A 15,632-nucleotide genomic window follows, 5' to 3' on the forward strand; every position below is an offset into this window, starting at 1 on the left:
CCGCCTCGATCTTGAACTCATCGGTGTACCGCTTCGTACTCATAACCACCTCCGCCTAAGCCATAGTTTATGGCCGCGAGGTGTCTACGGAACCCTGGGCGATTCAGTGCTAAGCATGAGTCCGGTGGCGTGTCAACAATTATTGCTCTGGTTAAAGAGCGGCAGGCGTGAGAGAGCCGCCAGTGGCGGTGCTTCCGAGTTAGGATACCCGAAGATTTGCTTCGGCCCGGCGTCAGGAGTCTGCTGGACGTCGGGTCACCGGAACCTCAGGCTTACGATGCGTGGCTTCCTCTCTGCCACGGTTTGACATCGTATCATCTGGTGCTTCGGGCCGGCCCCGAGCGAGGGGGGGGGGGCTGCCAATTCAGTCGATGCAACTAAGCCTGGGAATGCGGTGAAAGCGTCTTCTGCTGTCTGTCCGCTGCCGTCAGTTGGTCCAGCAAGTTGCGCGAAGAGCTGTAGCGATGCGCCGTAGGGAATCCATCTCAACGTGCAGACTCGGATGCGACGGTCAGCGACTCTGATGTCGATGGGAGCGACGCGGGATGCGTTAGAAAGCTGGGGCGCCGACGAATGCAAGCTGAGTGGGCTAACGGCATTGGTGGCATTGATCGGACTGGCGGAGGTGCAAAGCATCCTCTCGCTGTTCGAGCCCTCGGCTAAGCGTAGCCTTGTAGCTGCATACTGGCTCGCGATGTGCCGGGGCTATAGGGTGGGCTCTACCACTCACAAAGGGCTCGGTGCCTTTCAAGTTGCCCCTTGTCAACTGCGTGACCCATGACGGCTGGACTTGCCAACGGCCTCCCAGCCAGTTCTTCGTAGTTGGAGCCAGCAAGTGAGGGGGAGACGCAAATCCGCATCGTGGTCGTTTCGACGCCAACGAGGTTAAGGTCAAAGAGGGTGTGCACGTCTGCTCGGAGCAATAGGCCGTTCGAAACGATGTCGGTTCCCTTGCCCATGTAGCGATGGATGTGGGCCGCCTCAAGGACGTCGACTACCCCACAACCAGTCATGGCGCACTTGCTCCCATAAGCCTCCAGAAGGGCGGCCCGAAATTCTCTTTGACCCTGGCGTTGCACGATGGACTTGAACACCCGATCTCTCTGATCCTCGACGCTCTCTGGAAGGAAGTACCCGGATTCGTCGACGAGCTGACGCTGCTGCTCAAGCCGCGTCAAGGTGGTGGGGGATACGGGAGTGGGAGGCCCAACCTTCAGCAGCTTGATAAGTACACCGGTGACCTCCGGACCAACGTTTTTCGCCGGCTTCAGGCCCTCAATCCAGTCTTCCTTAAGCTGTTCCAAGACATGAGAGATGTTCTGCATGCGGTATTCCCAAGCCTAGGGCGTGCGACCGTGTTCGAGGGCGAGCTCTCGGTAGAGCTGCGTCTTGTTCAGCTTCATGCCGTCTGCAGCACGCTGCTGCATCCATCTGTACGCCTCAACGGAGGCAGCAAGTTGTTGGTGGGTCCAATCGTCCATGCAGCCTTCCCCTCGCCCTATGCGAATCCACGATTCGATAGGCTAGGAGTATGCCGTAGACGTCAGGGTGTGGCGAAATCCAGCTACTAGGCAGGGCGCTTAGGGCCGTGAGAGGACCAGAGCGTGTCAATGCGGCAGAGGTCAAAATCCGTCCCATAGGCCAGCGCAGCCTCCTCAGGTGGAAGGTCTACGTACCAACTAAGCTCCTTCTCGTCCATCCCGGCTTCTGCGTGGTCGATGGCAAAGAAGCTGAGCATCGCCTCGTCAAAGGTTCGCAACCAATCCGAATCAATTCGTTCCATCCGCTTCACTCCCGTGGATGGACGTAGATTACGTGCGTCCCATCCCAGATCTTGCGACTGCCGCTAGCCAGTTGCGCCAATGTTTAGGCAGCGCCAACCAAGCTGCCCAGATCAACAGAAACAAGCGATTTCCCATCTCCCCACTCATCCCGCATGGTGCACATCGGAGCGTAGAAACTCTTCTAGTCGCATAATGTTGGACGTCCCTATGTCGGGAGGGTGGCTTAATACAACACCCCCTGAGGAAATACGCCCGCCGATTGCGACTAGACGGTTTCTAACCTCCCGACTCCCTTGCCGTCCCGGCGAGGGATCTTCCTGCCGGAGGTCCAACATGCTGCTTACGACGTCGCACAGTTCGTTAGGGTTCGTGCCACCTATCCCCAAGCCATACGCCCGCCCACCTTGCAGTCACCAAGGTGGCGTGGCGGCGCATTCCACCCATGCGCAGCACATTGCCGTCGAGATTGTGCCTTACCTTCGATTGCCAAGCCGCTGGCTTGACCGGTTGGGGCTGGTCACGGACGTATCTCAGCACCGAGCCCAAGCCCGGTGGCGTCACGCTGACGATCAGCCGAAGGCCAATGACAGTCCACGCGTAGAACCCGATGAAGCCTCAGCGGAAGTCCTGCTGAGCTGATTGTCCCTGAGTGGTGGGCCCAGCCTGACGGCACGCGGCACACCCTACAGGGCGTTCGAAGCTTGGCGACATTGAACGCCAAGCCTCCGTAGCCCCGCGCTCTGAATCTCACCAACGAGCATGCCATTGCACCGCAGGTGCGGTGCGTACGCGCATGCCCGCTCAACCCGAAGCACCAGGAGGAAGTCATGAAGAAGAGTGTCTTGATCCAGCTGGAGATCGATGAAGCGCTGCTCATCAAGTTCGAGGCCGCCACGGCAACCGAAAACCTTACCGGAGCGCAGGTGCTCCGGCAGCTGATGCGGGAGTACGTGTACATGCACTGTCGCACGGAGGCGCACAACGAGGCGAAGCGCCTGGAATCGGCCAAGCGCGTCTCGGCGATTGTCGCCCTGGATGCGCTCATGGCGTCCAACCACGTGCCAGATGCGGTGGCCCGGTTCGCGGACGATGACCGGGATGTGGATGAGATGGGGCGGCGGCAGCATGGGTGGAGCAATGAGCCAGGTGTGTCGTACTGACACGCCCCGTGGCTTGGCACAGAGGCTGGCAAGGATCGGAAGTAGAGGCCGTTGGCGACAGCCTCCAGTGCCATGCCTGCCTCACGTAAGCGCTGGTTCGATTGCCGTCGAGTACCGAAGGGCTTGTTCAACGTGCCGCAATCGATGAGCATGAGGCCAGCGCCGCATGGATGCATTCGCTGGCCTCGGTGCCTCCCGCACCGTGATGGCACATTCGCCCGTTGGGCATTGCAGGCTGACATCAGTAGAAGGAAGAGGGATGCCTTTGGATATCAAGTCAACCGGTGACGCCGACCCGAATCAAGGTAGGGATTTCCGGATCTCACTGGCCCGCATGCTCCCAACTATCCTGCCGGATGGGGGCGATGGCATCGAGTACCAGTATGCATTCTTGCGTGACAATCGCCGGATCGGCGGACTGGGCATCTTTGGAGACGAAGTCACGTTGGACGCGTCCGGGGGTCGTGAAAAGCTGTATACGGTCCACCTGACGCGAGCCTCGGATATCGAGTCAGTGCTGCATTTCAAGCGGGCAATAGGCAATGAGGATGACGATTTCTCGTTCATCCGCAGCATCGCACAGGGCTTGGTTGAGGTCTTCGCGAGGAGTCGCAGCAACGTCGACCCACAGTGCAACAGGGTGACAACGACTGTGGACGCCCTGGCCCAGAATGGCGTTGGCCTTCCTGAGGGAGCCTCCGTGCTCTCCGAGTGCCAGATCATCTTGGCCGAGAACCTTGTTCCGGGTCGCGAAAGATAGGGTCTGCCATGGCTGAGTTGAAAGAGATTCTTGTACCAGCGCCGCGCATCATTGCCGCCAGCCTGCCGGAGGATCCGGATCATACCGAGTACCAATACATGTTCTACGTCGCCGGCAAGCGAGTCGGGGGTTTGGGCTTGTTCGGATGGGAGGCCATGGTTGAGGGGGCCGTTGGACCGGAGAGGGTATTCACTCTTGATCTTGGGCGCAGCTGGGTCCTGGAATCACTGTTGCGCTTCAAGCAGGAGATCGGCAGCACCGACGACGACCTCACGTTCGTAATTGGCATGGCGGAGAGACTTGTCATGGCAAACATGGATCACAGCAGCAGCAAGTACGGCATTCGCTACGTCGCAGAGACCACCGAAGAGCTACTTGCGCGTCATGGTATGACGGGGCTGAGCACGGATATGCCAATGACCCAAGGGCGAATCCTGCTTGCCCAGGCAGCCAACGTCCGGACGGCATGAGGCGGGAAAGGAACGCGTTGGACCGCTCCTGGCGTAGCCGAGCCGCTCGCGCGAGTCAGAATTTCCCGATAGCTCGAGCGGGTGACCTGTGACAATCTTCTGCGTCGCACGGGCGGGTCGGTCGGGCTATGGGGTGCTGATTGGAGTGGCCGATGCCCGAGAGCGACGTGGTTGGGGTGCGCAGGATTGAAGCACACGGAATGCTTGAAGCTGAATAAGGAAGGACGATGCCCCTTGGTTTCCAGTCCAGATCACATTCCTCCTACGATCCGGCCAGCGATGTTTCGATCCCGCGGCCAAGAATTCTTCCAACTACTCTGGCCAGTGGCAGGGGGGGTGCCGAGTACCAGTACTCGTTCTATCGCGGTGACCACCGGATCGGTGGACTCGGCTTCGAGGGGCACGATGAGGTTGTGGTAGATGGGGCATTTCGGGAATGGGTGTTCACGTTTGATCTTGGCCGAGAGGCAATCATCAAGTCCATGCTCCGACACAAGCAGGACTTCGGAGTGACAGACGACGATTTCACTTTCCTGCGCGGGCTTGCGCAAGGTCTTGTGCTTGCCTATGCAGGCTTCAACGGCAACGACGACAATCTCCGCTACGTTGCTTTGACCAATGTCGGTGCGATGCAAGGCGCCGGCGTTGTCATCTCCGACGATTCATTGATCCAGCCCGATGGACAGCTTGTCCTGGCTGCCGTGACGGTTCTGGCCAGCATTGACCAGCGAAGCGCCTGATCCTGCCGCAGCATACTGCGCCCTGAGCAAACGGAAGGAAGAGGTGCCCAAGCGGAATCGTCGGTTACCCAAAACCACCAGGATCCAGCCCCCACGAAGCGACGAGCTACACGGAGTACTCAACTGATGATCTTTCAACCCCGATTGGATTCTTCCTTTGATCCGATCCATCGAGTGTCAATTCCGGAGCCTCGAATCCTTCCTGCCGTGTTGCCAGACGGCCAGCAGGTTACGGAGTATCAGTACGCGTTCATCCGCGACGGAAGAAGGATAGGGGGACTGGGCTTCTTCGGCACAGACGCTGAAGTCGAGACGGATGGACTCACAGAGTGGGTTTTCACTTTCGATCTTGGCCACGACTGGCTTGTTTCATCGATGGTCGAGTTCAAGCAGACGCTGGGTGATACAGATGACGACTTCACCTTTGTGCGCAGCCTCGCAAACGGACTTGTGATGGCATACGCAGGGCAGGTCAGAAATGAAGACAACCTGCGATACGTGGCCGTCACTACGTCTGCAGCACTGGCTCAGGGCGGCGTGGAGATGCCGGACGGAACAGATGTTGCAGCCGATGGCGTGATCGTCTTGGCCCAGGTGGTGGTTCCCGCGCATGCTGGTTGAGGCTTGGGAAGACACCAGCTAGTCCAGTTAAATGTACATGCGCAGGTTGCCAGTACGACTCGCAGGTAAGCTATGACAATCATCCTTGGCGTGGCGGGTATGGTGCCGAGCACCGGGGCGGTGTCACCAGAACTGAAGCAAACCAAGGAAGAGTGATGTCGATCAACTTCAAGCCAAGCGCAAACACCTCGTTTGATGAGGGTAGTGGCGTCACAATTTCGCATCCTCGAATTCTTCTGGATGCGCCAGTGGACGGAGTTGCCAGCGTCGAGTACCAGTACACGTTCCGCCGAGGCGGTGAGCGGGTGGGTGCCATGGGGTTCTTCGGAACCGAAGTCGCTGCCGAGTTGGATGGGCAGCGTGGCTTGATCTACACACTCGATCTGCGCCCTGCTGAAGTACTCATGGATATGCTGAAGTTCAAGAGGTTATTTGGCGACACAAGCGACGAGTTCGTCTTTGTCCGCTGCCTGGCACAAGGCTTGGTGAATGTTTTCGCAGGCAAATCCGCCAATCACGAGAGCAGACGCTATCTGGTCGTCGCCAGCGCCGAAGACTTGGCACAGGTTGGTGCGCCCGCACTTGCCGGCCACCTTGCGCTGGCTGACGGAAGTATCATCCTCGCTAAGTTGTTTGTTCCTGCGCATGTTGCCTGACGGCGGCGCCATGCCAAGTTCAAGGAATCGCCGAATGAGGATGGGAATATGACTATCGACTTCAAGCCAAGAGGAACATCGTCCTTCGATCAGCAAAGTGGAGTTCACATCCCGCTGCCACGAATGCTCCCGCATACCTTCGCCGATGGTCTCGAGGGTGTCGAGTATCAGTTTTCCTTTCGCAGAGGTGATGAGCGAATCGACGGATTGGGAGTCTTCGGCACCGAACAGGTCGTTGAGACGTCTGGCCAGCTTGAGCGGGTGTATGCCATTGATCTCAGCTCGGCATCTGCCCTGAAATCCATGCTGCGCTCAAAAGAGAGTTTTGCAGCCACCGATGACGACCTCATCTTTCTTCGGGGCTTGGCTAGGGGCTTGGTTGACGTAATCGCAAGCCAGCACGGCGATGGGGAGCGCCTCTCCTGCGTTGCATACACAGGTGCGGAGGCGCTATCCAGCCTTGGCATTCCCGTCCCCGTCAGTGCAGATGCCCTGGAGCAGGGAGTCATCGTCCTCGCGGAAGCTAGCGTTCCTGCTCATCGGGGGTAAGGGTGGTGGGCAATCCTTTCGGTGTGGCGTCGTACTGCTCAGGCGTACGTTTGGCTAGCAAGTTGTCGGTAGAAGGACGCCTAGACTGGCGTTCCGGTCTGCAGTTGCTGACATGTCGGCTTTAGCCAGCTCTGGGTGAGGCGGCCCACAAGTGTGTCGGGTGTGAGGGCGCCTGTTGTATACCTTGGCCACCGCGTTGGAATCAATGACCATTGGGCGGCAAAGTAGCTATCGATAGGCAACGACCTCGCAGATTGCGCTTGCCTGCACGAGATCGGCGGGCCGACAGGCGGGATTTCTAAAGGAAGAGACATGACGATCGACATCGTCCCATCAACACCATCTCTCTTTGAAGTGCGCAATAGCGTGACCATTGCTCTTCCCAGGATGGTTTCCCATACGTTCTCTGATGGGCGTGGAGGAGTTGAGTATCAGTACGCGATTCTACGGGGCGACGTTCGCATCGGAGGTCTTGGGCTCTTCGGTACTGAAGACGCTGTTGCGGGTTCGACTCAGCGTGCCAGGGTTTACCCACTTGATATGACTCTGGCATGGGTACTGGAGGGTGTGCTTGGCTTCAAGAGGACGCTGGGCAACAGCGATGACGACTTTGCGTTCCTGCAAAGCCTTGCAGGAGGCTTGGTAAACTTCTTCGTCAAGCATGGGCGGACAAGTTTCAGCCGGCGCTACATCGCAATCACTCATGTCGACGCGCTGGTAGGCGCGAGCATTGCTGTGCCTGACGGCGTCCCTTTGCTACCCAATGGAACGATCGTGCTCGCCGAGTCGTTCTTGCCCGCGCGTGCAGCCTACGGCGAGCCCTCGTGACCAAGTTCGTCTTCTATGACCTCGTTCGAACCGCGCCCGCCCTTGCAATGAATTCTTCAGGTGGCGGCCAACGGAGAACTGCTCGCGCGTTATGGCAAGATAGGCCTGAGCGCGGGTAAGCGAATGTTCGAGGCGAAAGCTCTGTTTGTTCTAGCATCCTGCCCCGTGCGAGGAAGATGAGGCCAGGTGGTGCGCCTCGCTACACGGTGAGCAGCATAGGACTTTTCTGATGGCCGTCTCAGCCATCGCCGTGGCATTCTGGGAGAGCTGTATGAAGTGGCGCCGCCCGTAGTGCGCTGGCGATGCCCAAGTGGGTTCGGCGTCCTTGGGGAACTTCTACGGACACGGTTGGATGTATAGGAACAATGGCTTGCCCAAAAAGGAAGATTGATGCCGCTCCACTTCATGCCAAGAGAACGATCTGCGATTGACCTGGCCAGTGGCGTCTCGATTCCGAGGCCGCGAGTGCTACCCAGCGCTGAGGTACATGGAGCGGGGTCAATCGAGTTTCAGTACGCCTTCCTGCGCGATGGAGAGCGTATCGGTGGCATGGGCGTCTTCGGGTATGAAGCGGTTGTTGACCAAGCAGGGGGCCAAGAGTCGGCGTGCACCTTGGATCTCACGCCAGACTGGGTTCTGGAGGACATGCTCCGATTCAAGAAGACCTTGGGCAACACAGATGACGACATCACGTTTGTAGAGGGACTTGCGCAAGGATTGTTGAATGCGTTTGCCGGCCAAACCAACAACACGGATGCAATGCGCTACACGGCAATCTCAAGTGTTGACGCACTGGCTCGCGTCGGAGTTGAGATTTCAGATGCGTATCAACGGCTGACTGATGGGAAAGTCGTCCTGGCGGACGCCTACGCTGCCGCGCACGCATCAGGACTTGTACCATCGGCTTGAAATGCAGCACGACTGGAGTATGGCCTTGCGAAATCTAGAGCATCTTTTCGTTGCGAGTTTCGTCCTGCTGGGCGGCATGGCTTTGTCCGCTTGCGCGCATACCTCTGCACAATCCGCGTCGACACTCGTCAGGGAACCCACTGCCATGCCCACCACGGAAACGTCCGCTACGGCGGACAATCGCAAGCTCAGCGCCGAAGAAATCGGCCGGCGGTTTTTGAAGCTGATCGAAAGCATAGAATCAAAGAGTGACATCAATCCTGAGCATATTCAGCGCGTCCTTCAGATGCGGATATTTCCCGTGCAAGATCCAGATGGCGCCTATGCAGTCGAGGGGTTGCTTGATGACGATACGCGATACTCAATTACATATCTTCCAGGGTTGATCAAAGAGAATTATTTGCAGCCGCACAGCGTGGGCTTGTTCTTCGACTATCCCGCTTGCCCTTTGAATTATTGGGCCATCGGAAGAAAGTTGGAGGAATCAAAAAAGTACAGCGTTGCTTCGAATGTCACTCCCCCTCACGAAGGGGGGGCGGGGGCGCGAATTGGCTGGGAGTTCTATGACTTTGACAACGGTATATCAGTCAACTTTTCCGTCAATTTAGTGTCTCCCGACGCTGATAAAAAGATGGATCGCATATGCTCAATGTCCATCGGCGTACTAAACTAGCCAAGCAGGGTAAGTGAATGGCAAGCCCAAGCACCCAACTAGAAGCTGCGCTTGCACAGTTTTCCGGACAGCAAGGCGTGACGCCGGATCAAGTGGCGCAACTGCGTGCTGCACTCACGGCAGATGCAAGGCTTCTACGACAATTTGACCAGGCGGCGCAGGCGGAGCACTTGAAAGGCTTTGCATTGCAGGCCGCCAACAGCAATATACATAATTTGGTCGGAGCCTACGATATCCAGAGTGGTGTCGTCATGTTGCCGCGGGCGAGTTTTCAAACAACTGGACCAGCCCCAAGCACCGACCTGAAGGCAACGCTGAAAGTTCAGCAAATGTCGGTAGAGTTTGGCAACAGCACCTACCAGGACGCGGCGAGCAACAGCCACAGCGTCACTCAGGACATGGTGGATAACCTGCAATCCACCATCAACAATTCACCGGTACTCGCCGATGAGATCAAGAGGGCGGTGACGACCCTCGATCCAACTGATCGGAACCGTCGAGCTCAACTTGAACACTTTGGGTTCGTTGGCCCAGGTGTAGCAGCAGGTGGCACCTATGACGGCATAAACAAAGTTATGCACCTGCCACCGCTTGGCCTACAAACGAATTCAGCAAGTAATCCGCAAGGACGATTCAGCGACATCGATATGACGTTTGTGCTGGGGCACGAAATTCAACATGGCTTCAACCATACAGCTAAAGTCCAGGCAACCAACACGTTTCTACGAAACGTAGGTGCCCAGGCGCGCGCCATTGAGCCGGTGCACGACTATACGGATGAATTACGAACCTACATTCAGGCCGGACGCGAGGACGAGGCAAGGGCAGAGATTGCGGGATGGAACGCGGTGATGAGCCGTGAGCGGCAAGGAAATCCAAGCGCAGATTTGGATCACATGCTAAAAATATCTAATGTCAGGCTGCGTGATTTTGTCCAACAGGATCCAAGCACAACGATGCCAAAGGCAAGTGCCCTCTCTGGCCTCACCTTCGACCAGAACGGCAGTCTGCCGCAGACCTCTGCCAACATTGCCGCGATGGGTCAACACTATTTTGATCGCCCATCGCCAGACTACGCGCAATCGGGCCAGCGTCCGGTCGGGCTCGGCGAGCACAAGAATCTCGCTGGTAACCTTCAACCTACCGCGGACTATCCCAACTACTACGGTACGTGGGCGGTGGAGCAAATCCTAGTGGCCGAGGATCAGGCCAACGTCGTCCATCGAGGCATCCGGCCGAGGCTCACCATCGACATGGCCAGTATCGGGTTGAAGGAGGATTTGATCGAGAAAGAAGGCCTCGACCTAGGTAGGAACAAGGCACCTCGTCCCTACTATGACAGTAGTCATACACCTGCGTCATTGCATCATTTTGATCACACTCAGGATGGCAGCGTCAGCCCGCAGCAAGACCACCAGTACGTTCCGATCTCACCGTCTTCGCCACTTCAACAGCAGCCCGAAATTACGCGGCGCCAGTCCGTCGAGGAAGTCCAGCGACGTGGTCATGCACTGACTCCTCCTTCGATGGAGATCGCGATGGACGCGCCGGTAGTCAAAAATTCAGCGCCATCCCATCAGCAATCTAATACACCGGCGGAGATCACTCCGATGCAGGCCGGTCATCCCGAGCACGCGCTCTACCAACAGGTACGTGCAGGTGTGGCCGCGCTCGATGCATCACATGGCCGCAGCTACGACCAGACCAGCGAACGCCTCACGGGCAGCCTGCTGGTGCTGGCCAAGAGCAATGGTTTGGACCGCGTAGACCATGTGGTGCTCAGTAGCCCCACGGCAGGCCAGGCCGGCGGCCATAACGTCTTCGTGGTGCAGGGCGAGATAAACGACCCGGGCCACCTCCGTGCGGGCATGTCCACCCAGCAGGCAGTGACGGCGCCGTTCGAACAGTCGATGGCGAAGTTTGACGCGGTGGTACAAGAGCAAGCGCAGGCGCAGGCGCAGCAGTTGAACAACCAGCGTGAGACGGCAGACCACCAGCAAGAGACACATCGGTCTGCAATGAGAATGGGGTAGTGGTCATGAAACAATTTCTGCGAAAGCTATTTGAGGGTCCTACGCTTGCAGAGCCCGCGCCGGCATCCGAGGCCACTGCAGCGGGTGCCGCTTCATTGGTTCCCGCCAAGCTCCGTGAGCGGCTCCGCAAGCATCCGGCACACATCGAGCGCCTGCAGCAGGTATTGAATGATGTCACTGCCTCCGGGAGCAAAGCGGCCCCACGTTTCGAGCTTGCGGTATGGGCGTTGGAAGGCCGCCTGGGAAGCTTTCTCACGGAAGCAAGAGACGAACTCGATGCGGCGCGTGCAGCGGGCGAACGGAGGCAGATCAAGCGAGCGGAGGCGAACGTCCGGCTGATGTCGGAAATTCGGCTCAAGCACGTTTGGATCGGCGATGCCGCGTTGTGGGCGCACTTTGGAAAGCAGGAAGGAGGCGCATCGTGACTGAGACTGGTGATCAGCTTTCCCAGGAGGAAAGCGACCGCATTCTGTACGAGCAGATCATCCCGGACCACCGGTTGGACGATGTTATGGCGTATAACCGGCCCAAAGCGATCATCGTGGTCGGCCAGCCAGGGGCCTGTACAGCTGAGCTCGTGCGGGCAGCGTTCGTCGAGCTGACCAATGACGCCATTGTGATTGCACCCGAAGACCTCGCGGACTACCACCCGAGAGTGAGGGAGTTCCGCCGCGAAGATCCCTACACCTGGTCTAGTCGTACAGCGACCGATGCGTCGACATGGGCGCTCAGGCTTCTGGGGCACACCGCCAGCCTGCTCAGGCATGTGATCTTCGATATCTCGTGCACGGATGGCTCACTCCTCGTTCCAGTTCTCATCAGGCGCATGAAGGAGCGCGGTTACACAGTCGAAGTGCGCGTAACAGTGGCGCATCGATTGGAAAGCGAAATTTCCCTGCATGCCCGCTTTACAGGGGGGTTGGAAAACGAGGGTTACGGTAGATACATCTCGAAGGCCGTACATCACAGCGCATATGAGCTTCTTCCGGAAAGGCTAGACGCGATTCACGGCCGTTGACGGAAGCGCTGCAGGGGTTTCTCCCGCTCGAGCTGCAGCACTTCATACTGATGCGGCCGGCCATATCCGCGGTTGCGGGCGGGACTCCCCGGAACAGGCTATCAGCAGACTACCGGTATCAGCAGACTACTGGACCTTCGTGCGGTTCAAGACATCGAGTATGGCCAATTCCATGGCTTTCCAGTTCTTGAGAAACGCGCGCTTGTAGCTCAGCGTAATAGAAAGGCTGTTGTCTACATCAACAAAGTAGTGCGTACACAGCGCTGAGACAGCGCCCTCCACCGGCGTCACCTGTTCGCCTTCCAGTACAACACCATCTTCGCGATATGTCGCGTTGTCGCACCTGATGAACGTGGCTATGTCGCTATTCTCAGAGCGCGCTATGTACCAGTCAGGCTCGAACGAAAGGTTCCGCGGGAACGGGCGCCCTGTCTTCGCTTCCTGCGCATGCGCGTATGCCACGCGCAGTTCCTCATTGATGGCATAAGGCGTGAGTCCCATGCGCTCGGGCTGCGCCACCCTGAGATCCAGCCGGGCAGAGGGATCCTGACGCTCAAGCGAACCTTCGGTGGTGTGACCGTCGTTGGTCACGCGCCTGGCCATGGCCCCCTCGATCGGAAGCCGGTCGATGTAGTCAACAGAAATCGCGATCTCGCGGAAGAAGTCATTGGACCTCGGTGCAGCTCGGGCTCCAGGCGCCGTGGGCGTCATGCCCGGCCATTCAAGCTTGAGGTCCATACCCTCGTCGAAGGGGCCAATCTGGCTGTCGAAGTAGTTCGCCGGAATCCGGAAGGTGTTCGGCCCCAGCTTCACGTCTACCGGCGTATTGGTGTAGGTGTGCCCATTGATGGTACGACCGGTTTCAGTTGCTTCCGATGTGCTTGATCTCCCTTCCTGTTCCGCAGGGGACGTCCTTGCACATGCGCTGGCGCTCAGGGCGACGGCGAGTGCAGCTGTCAGTGTCAGGCACCGGCCGGCTGACAACACGCTCATGGGCCATTCCATTGCATTGGTTGGGGTCAACTATATGAAAAGTCTCGGCAGCGGGACAGGAAGCCAGTCAATGCGGCAACGGCCGCCCGCTCCGAGCGTAGGCCCCGGGCTCGGCCTACGGGGCAAGGCGTGACGCATCCAGCCCGTACGCGGAAGTGCCCGTGATAATCTGGACCCCAAGCGGTTCGGCAGGCACAGCAAACCGATACGAGTCTCGGGAGGACTTTGGAACGTGAAGGAACACAACGGAGCTGACACCGCCGATCTGGCGCTCTACCAGCAGATTCGCCGCGAAGTGGTCGCGCTCGACACCGCCCACGGCCGCACCTACGACAAGACCAGCGAGCGCCTCACCGGCAGCCTGCTTGCCTTGGCCAAGGACCACGGCCTGAAGCGTGTAGACCACGTGGTGCTCAGCGACCCCACCGCAGACCAGCCCGGCGCGCACAATGTGTTCGTGGTGCAGGGTGAATTGGACAACCCTGGCCACCTGCGCGCCGGCATGTGTACCGTACTTGCCGTGCAGCCCCGCCCTGAAGAGTTGCTGGAGCAGCTTGACGCAAAACCGCAGGGGCAGCAGTCTGGCGACGAATAAGTGGCGCCGGATAGCGCAACGTCAACTTCGTACACAGAGTGAGCTACGTCATGAGTGAACAGGATTCGGCAGAAACGGCAGCGGACGATTACTACACCTTCCGCGTGAGGAAGCGGGACGTCCACCTGCTAGCGCCATTCATCGCCCTGTGGGTTGTCTGGAGCGAAAGGAATGGAATCCAGGAGCTGTTCCTCAACCTCATGGACGCACTGCACTGACCAGGTAGTGCAGTGCGGCTGGGCATCGCCTTGTGCTGTACGCCTTGGCTCAGCTGTTCAACGCCAGCCCCGCCGGCGGCCACAACGGATCGGCCCGATCCAGATCGTAGTCATTGCCAAACGCCAACGCCGCCTCACGCGGCTCCAGGTCGTAGTAGCTCACCAGCAGCTGCTCATCCATGCCGGCGTCGCTGTGGTTGATGGCAAACAGGCCAAGCATGGCCTGGTCGAATTCTTCCAGCCAGTCAGTGTCGATCTTGTTCATGTGGATCCTCCGAAGCGGAAGGCAGGATCGCGCAGGGGCGTCTCACAGATTGGGACGCAGGCAGGCCAAGGGCTCGCAGCGCTGCCGACCTCCACAAGCCGCTCCTGTTAAGATGTCCGGGCCAGCCAGCCTTCCCACGTCGTTCGACTGTGTGGTTGGCCGCTTCCAGCGGCCACGCGAGCCAGGATTCTTCCTATGCCCTCACAAGGACGCTCGCATGCACCCTCGTACCCTGTTCCGTTCGGCCGCCCTGGCGCTGGCCGTCAGCCTGACCCTCGGCGCCCCGTCCGCCTTCGCTGCCGACAAGGCCGGCACCACCGCAGCCGCTACCTCCGTCCAGCGCACCGCTGTTGCGCAGGGCCTGTATGAGCTGGCCTTCAGCCCCACCCAGAATGCATTGTTCGTGGCCTCCTCCGGCGGCTTCGGCGATGCCGCCGGCCCGGCCCAGGTGCTGCGCCTGAACCCGGATTCGCTGGCCGTTGAAGCCAAGATCCCGCTGGAGCGCAAGGCATTCGGCGTGGTGCTCGACGACGCCCACAACCGACTGTACGTGGGCAACACCGTGGACACCTCGGTGACCGTGGTCGATACCGCCACCAACAAGGCCGTCGGCATTGTGCAGCTGATGGAAAAGAAGGTGGGCAAGGACGGCAAGGCCGGCTACACCCACGACCTGCGCGAACTGGTGGTCGATTCCCCGAACAACCGCCTGTACGTTACCGGCCACTCCGGCGAAGGCAGCGTGCTGTTCGTGGTGGACACGCAGTCGCTGAAGCTGATCAACACCATTCCCGGCCTGGGCAACGCCAAGGCGCCGGGCCTCACCCTGGATGCGGCCAACAAGCGCGTGCTCACCTCGAACCTGCTGGGTGAAGTGGTCACGGTGGGCACCGAGAGCGGCAAGGTGGAGCAGCGCTTCAAGGTGAGCGCCGAGCAGCCCATGAACCTGGCACTGGACCCGAGCGGCAAGCGCCTGTTCGTGACCGACCAGGGTCTGGAGATGATCCGCAAATACCAGGGCAGCAGCATTCCGGGTTTCACCTCCAAGCACCCGGGCCAGCGCGTGCTGGTGCTGGACCCCACCACCGGCAAGGAACTGGCCAGCATCGCCACTGACGCCGGCCCGCTGGGCCTGCTGCTGGATGCACCGCGCAAGCGCCTGTACGTGACCAACCGCGAGGCGGGCACGGTGACGGCGTATGACAGCGAAAGCTACAAGAAGGTGGGCACGTATGACGTGCCGACGCACCCTAACAGCCTTGCGCTGGATGCGAAGAAGAACGTCCTGTACGTGACCATCAAGAATGGTGACAAGGACGAGAAGGGTAGTGAGGAGTCTGTGGCGCGGATTGCGCTGTAA

At 58.9% G+C, this 15,632-nt stretch carries 21 protein-coding genes; 17 read left to right on the top strand and 4 right to left on the bottom strand.

From position 1 onward, the window contains the following. Window positions 1-719 precede the first annotated feature (719 nt). Window positions 720-1,325, bottom strand: a complete 606-nt coding sequence (locus ACRESJ_RS17675; RefSeq protein WP_431600321.1) for an HNH endonuclease — start codon at window positions 1,323-1,325, stop codon at window positions 720-722. Between the two features lie 242 nt (window positions 1,326-1,567). Then, window positions 1,568-1,783, bottom strand: coding sequence for a hypothetical protein (locus ACRESJ_RS17680; protein ID WP_431600320.1), 216 nt, complete (start codon window positions 1,781-1,783; stop codon window positions 1,568-1,570). A gap of 334 nt (window positions 1,784-2,117) precedes the next feature. Between ACRESJ_RS17680 and ACRESJ_RS17685 the strand changes: the two genes are divergently transcribed. From ACRESJ_RS17685 to ACRESJ_RS17750, 14 genes are all read left to right on the top strand, one after another. Then, window positions 2,118-2,423, top strand: a complete 306-nt coding sequence (locus ACRESJ_RS17685; RefSeq protein ID WP_431759058.1) for a hypothetical protein — start codon at window positions 2,118-2,120, stop codon at window positions 2,421-2,423. A gap of 188 nt (window positions 2,424-2,611) precedes the next feature. Beyond that, entirely contained in the window at window positions 2,612-2,944 is a 333-nt protein-coding gene (locus ACRESJ_RS17690; RefSeq protein WP_431600319.1) for a hypothetical protein, read from the top strand. Window positions 2,945-3,203: 259 nt separating this feature from the next. After that, window positions 3,204-3,704, top strand: a complete 501-nt coding sequence (locus tag ACRESJ_RS17695; RefSeq protein WP_431600318.1) for a hypothetical protein — start codon at window positions 3,204-3,206, stop codon at window positions 3,702-3,704. A gap of 8 nt (window positions 3,705-3,712) precedes the next feature. Next, window positions 3,713-4,174, top strand: a complete 462-nt coding sequence (locus ACRESJ_RS17700; protein ID WP_431600317.1) for a hypothetical protein — start codon at window positions 3,713-3,715, stop codon at window positions 4,172-4,174. A 227-nt stretch (window positions 4,175-4,401) separates the two neighbouring features. Beyond that, on the top strand, window positions 4,402-4,914 hold the full coding sequence (locus tag ACRESJ_RS17705; protein WP_431600316.1) for a hypothetical protein: 513 nt from the start codon (window positions 4,402-4,404) through the stop codon (window positions 4,912-4,914). 126 nt (window positions 4,915-5,040) lie between these two features. Beyond that, window positions 5,041-5,535, top strand: coding sequence for a hypothetical protein (locus ACRESJ_RS17710; RefSeq protein ID WP_431600315.1), 495 nt, complete (start codon window positions 5,041-5,043; stop codon window positions 5,533-5,535). Between the two features lie 155 nt (window positions 5,536-5,690). Then, on the top strand, window positions 5,691-6,191 hold the full coding sequence (locus ACRESJ_RS17715) for a hypothetical protein (RefSeq protein ID WP_431600314.1): 501 nt from the start codon (window positions 5,691-5,693) through the stop codon (window positions 6,189-6,191). Between the two features lie 48 nt (window positions 6,192-6,239). Then, the gene (locus tag ACRESJ_RS17720) at window positions 6,240-6,740 is read left to right on the top strand and encodes a hypothetical protein (protein WP_431600313.1); all 501 of its coding nucleotides are present in this window, start codon (window positions 6,240-6,242) and stop codon (window positions 6,738-6,740) included. 312 nt (window positions 6,741-7,052) lie between these two features. Then, complete coding sequence (locus ACRESJ_RS17725; protein ID WP_431600312.1) at window positions 7,053-7,568, top strand: hypothetical protein; 516 nt, start codon at window positions 7,053-7,055, stop codon at window positions 7,566-7,568. A gap of 390 nt (window positions 7,569-7,958) precedes the next feature. Beyond that, window positions 7,959-8,477, top strand: coding sequence for a hypothetical protein (locus ACRESJ_RS17730; protein WP_431600311.1), 519 nt, complete (start codon window positions 7,959-7,961; stop codon window positions 8,475-8,477). Between the two features lie 19 nt (window positions 8,478-8,496). After that, window positions 8,497-9,150, top strand: coding sequence for a hypothetical protein (locus tag ACRESJ_RS17735; protein ID WP_431759059.1), 654 nt, complete (start codon window positions 8,497-8,499; stop codon window positions 9,148-9,150). Between the two features lie 17 nt (window positions 9,151-9,167). Next, window positions 9,168-11,183, top strand: coding sequence for an XVIPCD domain-containing protein (locus tag ACRESJ_RS17740; RefSeq protein ID WP_431759060.1), 2,016 nt, complete (start codon window positions 9,168-9,170; stop codon window positions 11,181-11,183). 5 nt (window positions 11,184-11,188) lie between these two features. After that, the gene (locus tag ACRESJ_RS17745) at window positions 11,189-11,608 is read left to right on the top strand and encodes a hypothetical protein (protein WP_431600309.1); all 420 of its coding nucleotides are present in this window, start codon (window positions 11,189-11,191) and stop codon (window positions 11,606-11,608) included. Continuing rightward, window positions 11,605-12,201 carry a zeta toxin family protein gene (locus ACRESJ_RS17750; RefSeq protein ID WP_431600308.1) on the top strand — a complete coding sequence of 199 codons (597 nt, stop codon included), beginning with the start codon at window positions 11,605-11,607 and terminating at the stop codon, window positions 12,199-12,201. The genes ACRESJ_RS17745 and ACRESJ_RS17750 overlap by 4 nt, the downstream gene beginning before the upstream one ends. 126 nt (window positions 12,202-12,327) lie before the next feature. Here the strand turns inward: ACRESJ_RS17750 and ACRESJ_RS17755 are convergent, their stop codons facing one another. Further along, window positions 12,328-13,194: a hypothetical protein gene (locus ACRESJ_RS17755; RefSeq protein WP_431600307.1), complete on the bottom strand. Its 867-nt coding sequence runs from the start codon at window positions 13,192-13,194 to the stop codon at window positions 12,328-12,330. A gap of 232 nt (window positions 13,195-13,426) precedes the next feature. Here ACRESJ_RS17755 and ACRESJ_RS17760 point away from each other — a divergent pair, with 232 nt between their 5' ends. Together ACRESJ_RS17760 and ACRESJ_RS17765 are read left to right on the top strand one after the other, a co-directional pair. After that, window positions 13,427-13,789 carry an XVIPCD domain-containing protein gene (locus ACRESJ_RS17760; protein WP_431600306.1) on the top strand — a complete coding sequence of 121 codons (363 nt, stop codon included), beginning with the start codon at window positions 13,427-13,429 and terminating at the stop codon, window positions 13,787-13,789. 50 nt (window positions 13,790-13,839) lie between these two features. Continuing rightward, window positions 13,840-14,007 carry a hypothetical protein gene (locus tag ACRESJ_RS17765; protein ID WP_431600305.1) on the top strand — a complete coding sequence of 56 codons (168 nt, stop codon included), beginning with the start codon at window positions 13,840-13,842 and terminating at the stop codon, window positions 14,005-14,007. Between the two features lie 49 nt (window positions 14,008-14,056). Here ACRESJ_RS17765 and ACRESJ_RS17770 read toward each other — a convergent pair whose 3' ends face one another. Beyond that, window positions 14,057-14,272, bottom strand: a complete 216-nt coding sequence (locus tag ACRESJ_RS17770; RefSeq protein ID WP_421569022.1) for a hypothetical protein — start codon at window positions 14,270-14,272, stop codon at window positions 14,057-14,059. A gap of 217 nt (window positions 14,273-14,489) precedes the next feature. Here ACRESJ_RS17770 and ACRESJ_RS17775 point away from each other — a divergent pair, with 217 nt between their 5' ends. After that, window positions 14,490-15,632 carry a YncE family protein gene (locus ACRESJ_RS17775; protein WP_431600304.1) on the top strand — a complete coding sequence of 381 codons (1,143 nt, stop codon included), beginning with the start codon at window positions 14,490-14,492 and terminating at the stop codon, window positions 15,630-15,632.

The organism is Pseudomonas sp. (genome assembly GCF_050739655.1).
Classification (GTDB): Bacteria; Pseudomonadota; Gammaproteobacteria; order Pseudomonadales; family Pseudomonadaceae; genus Aquipseudomonas.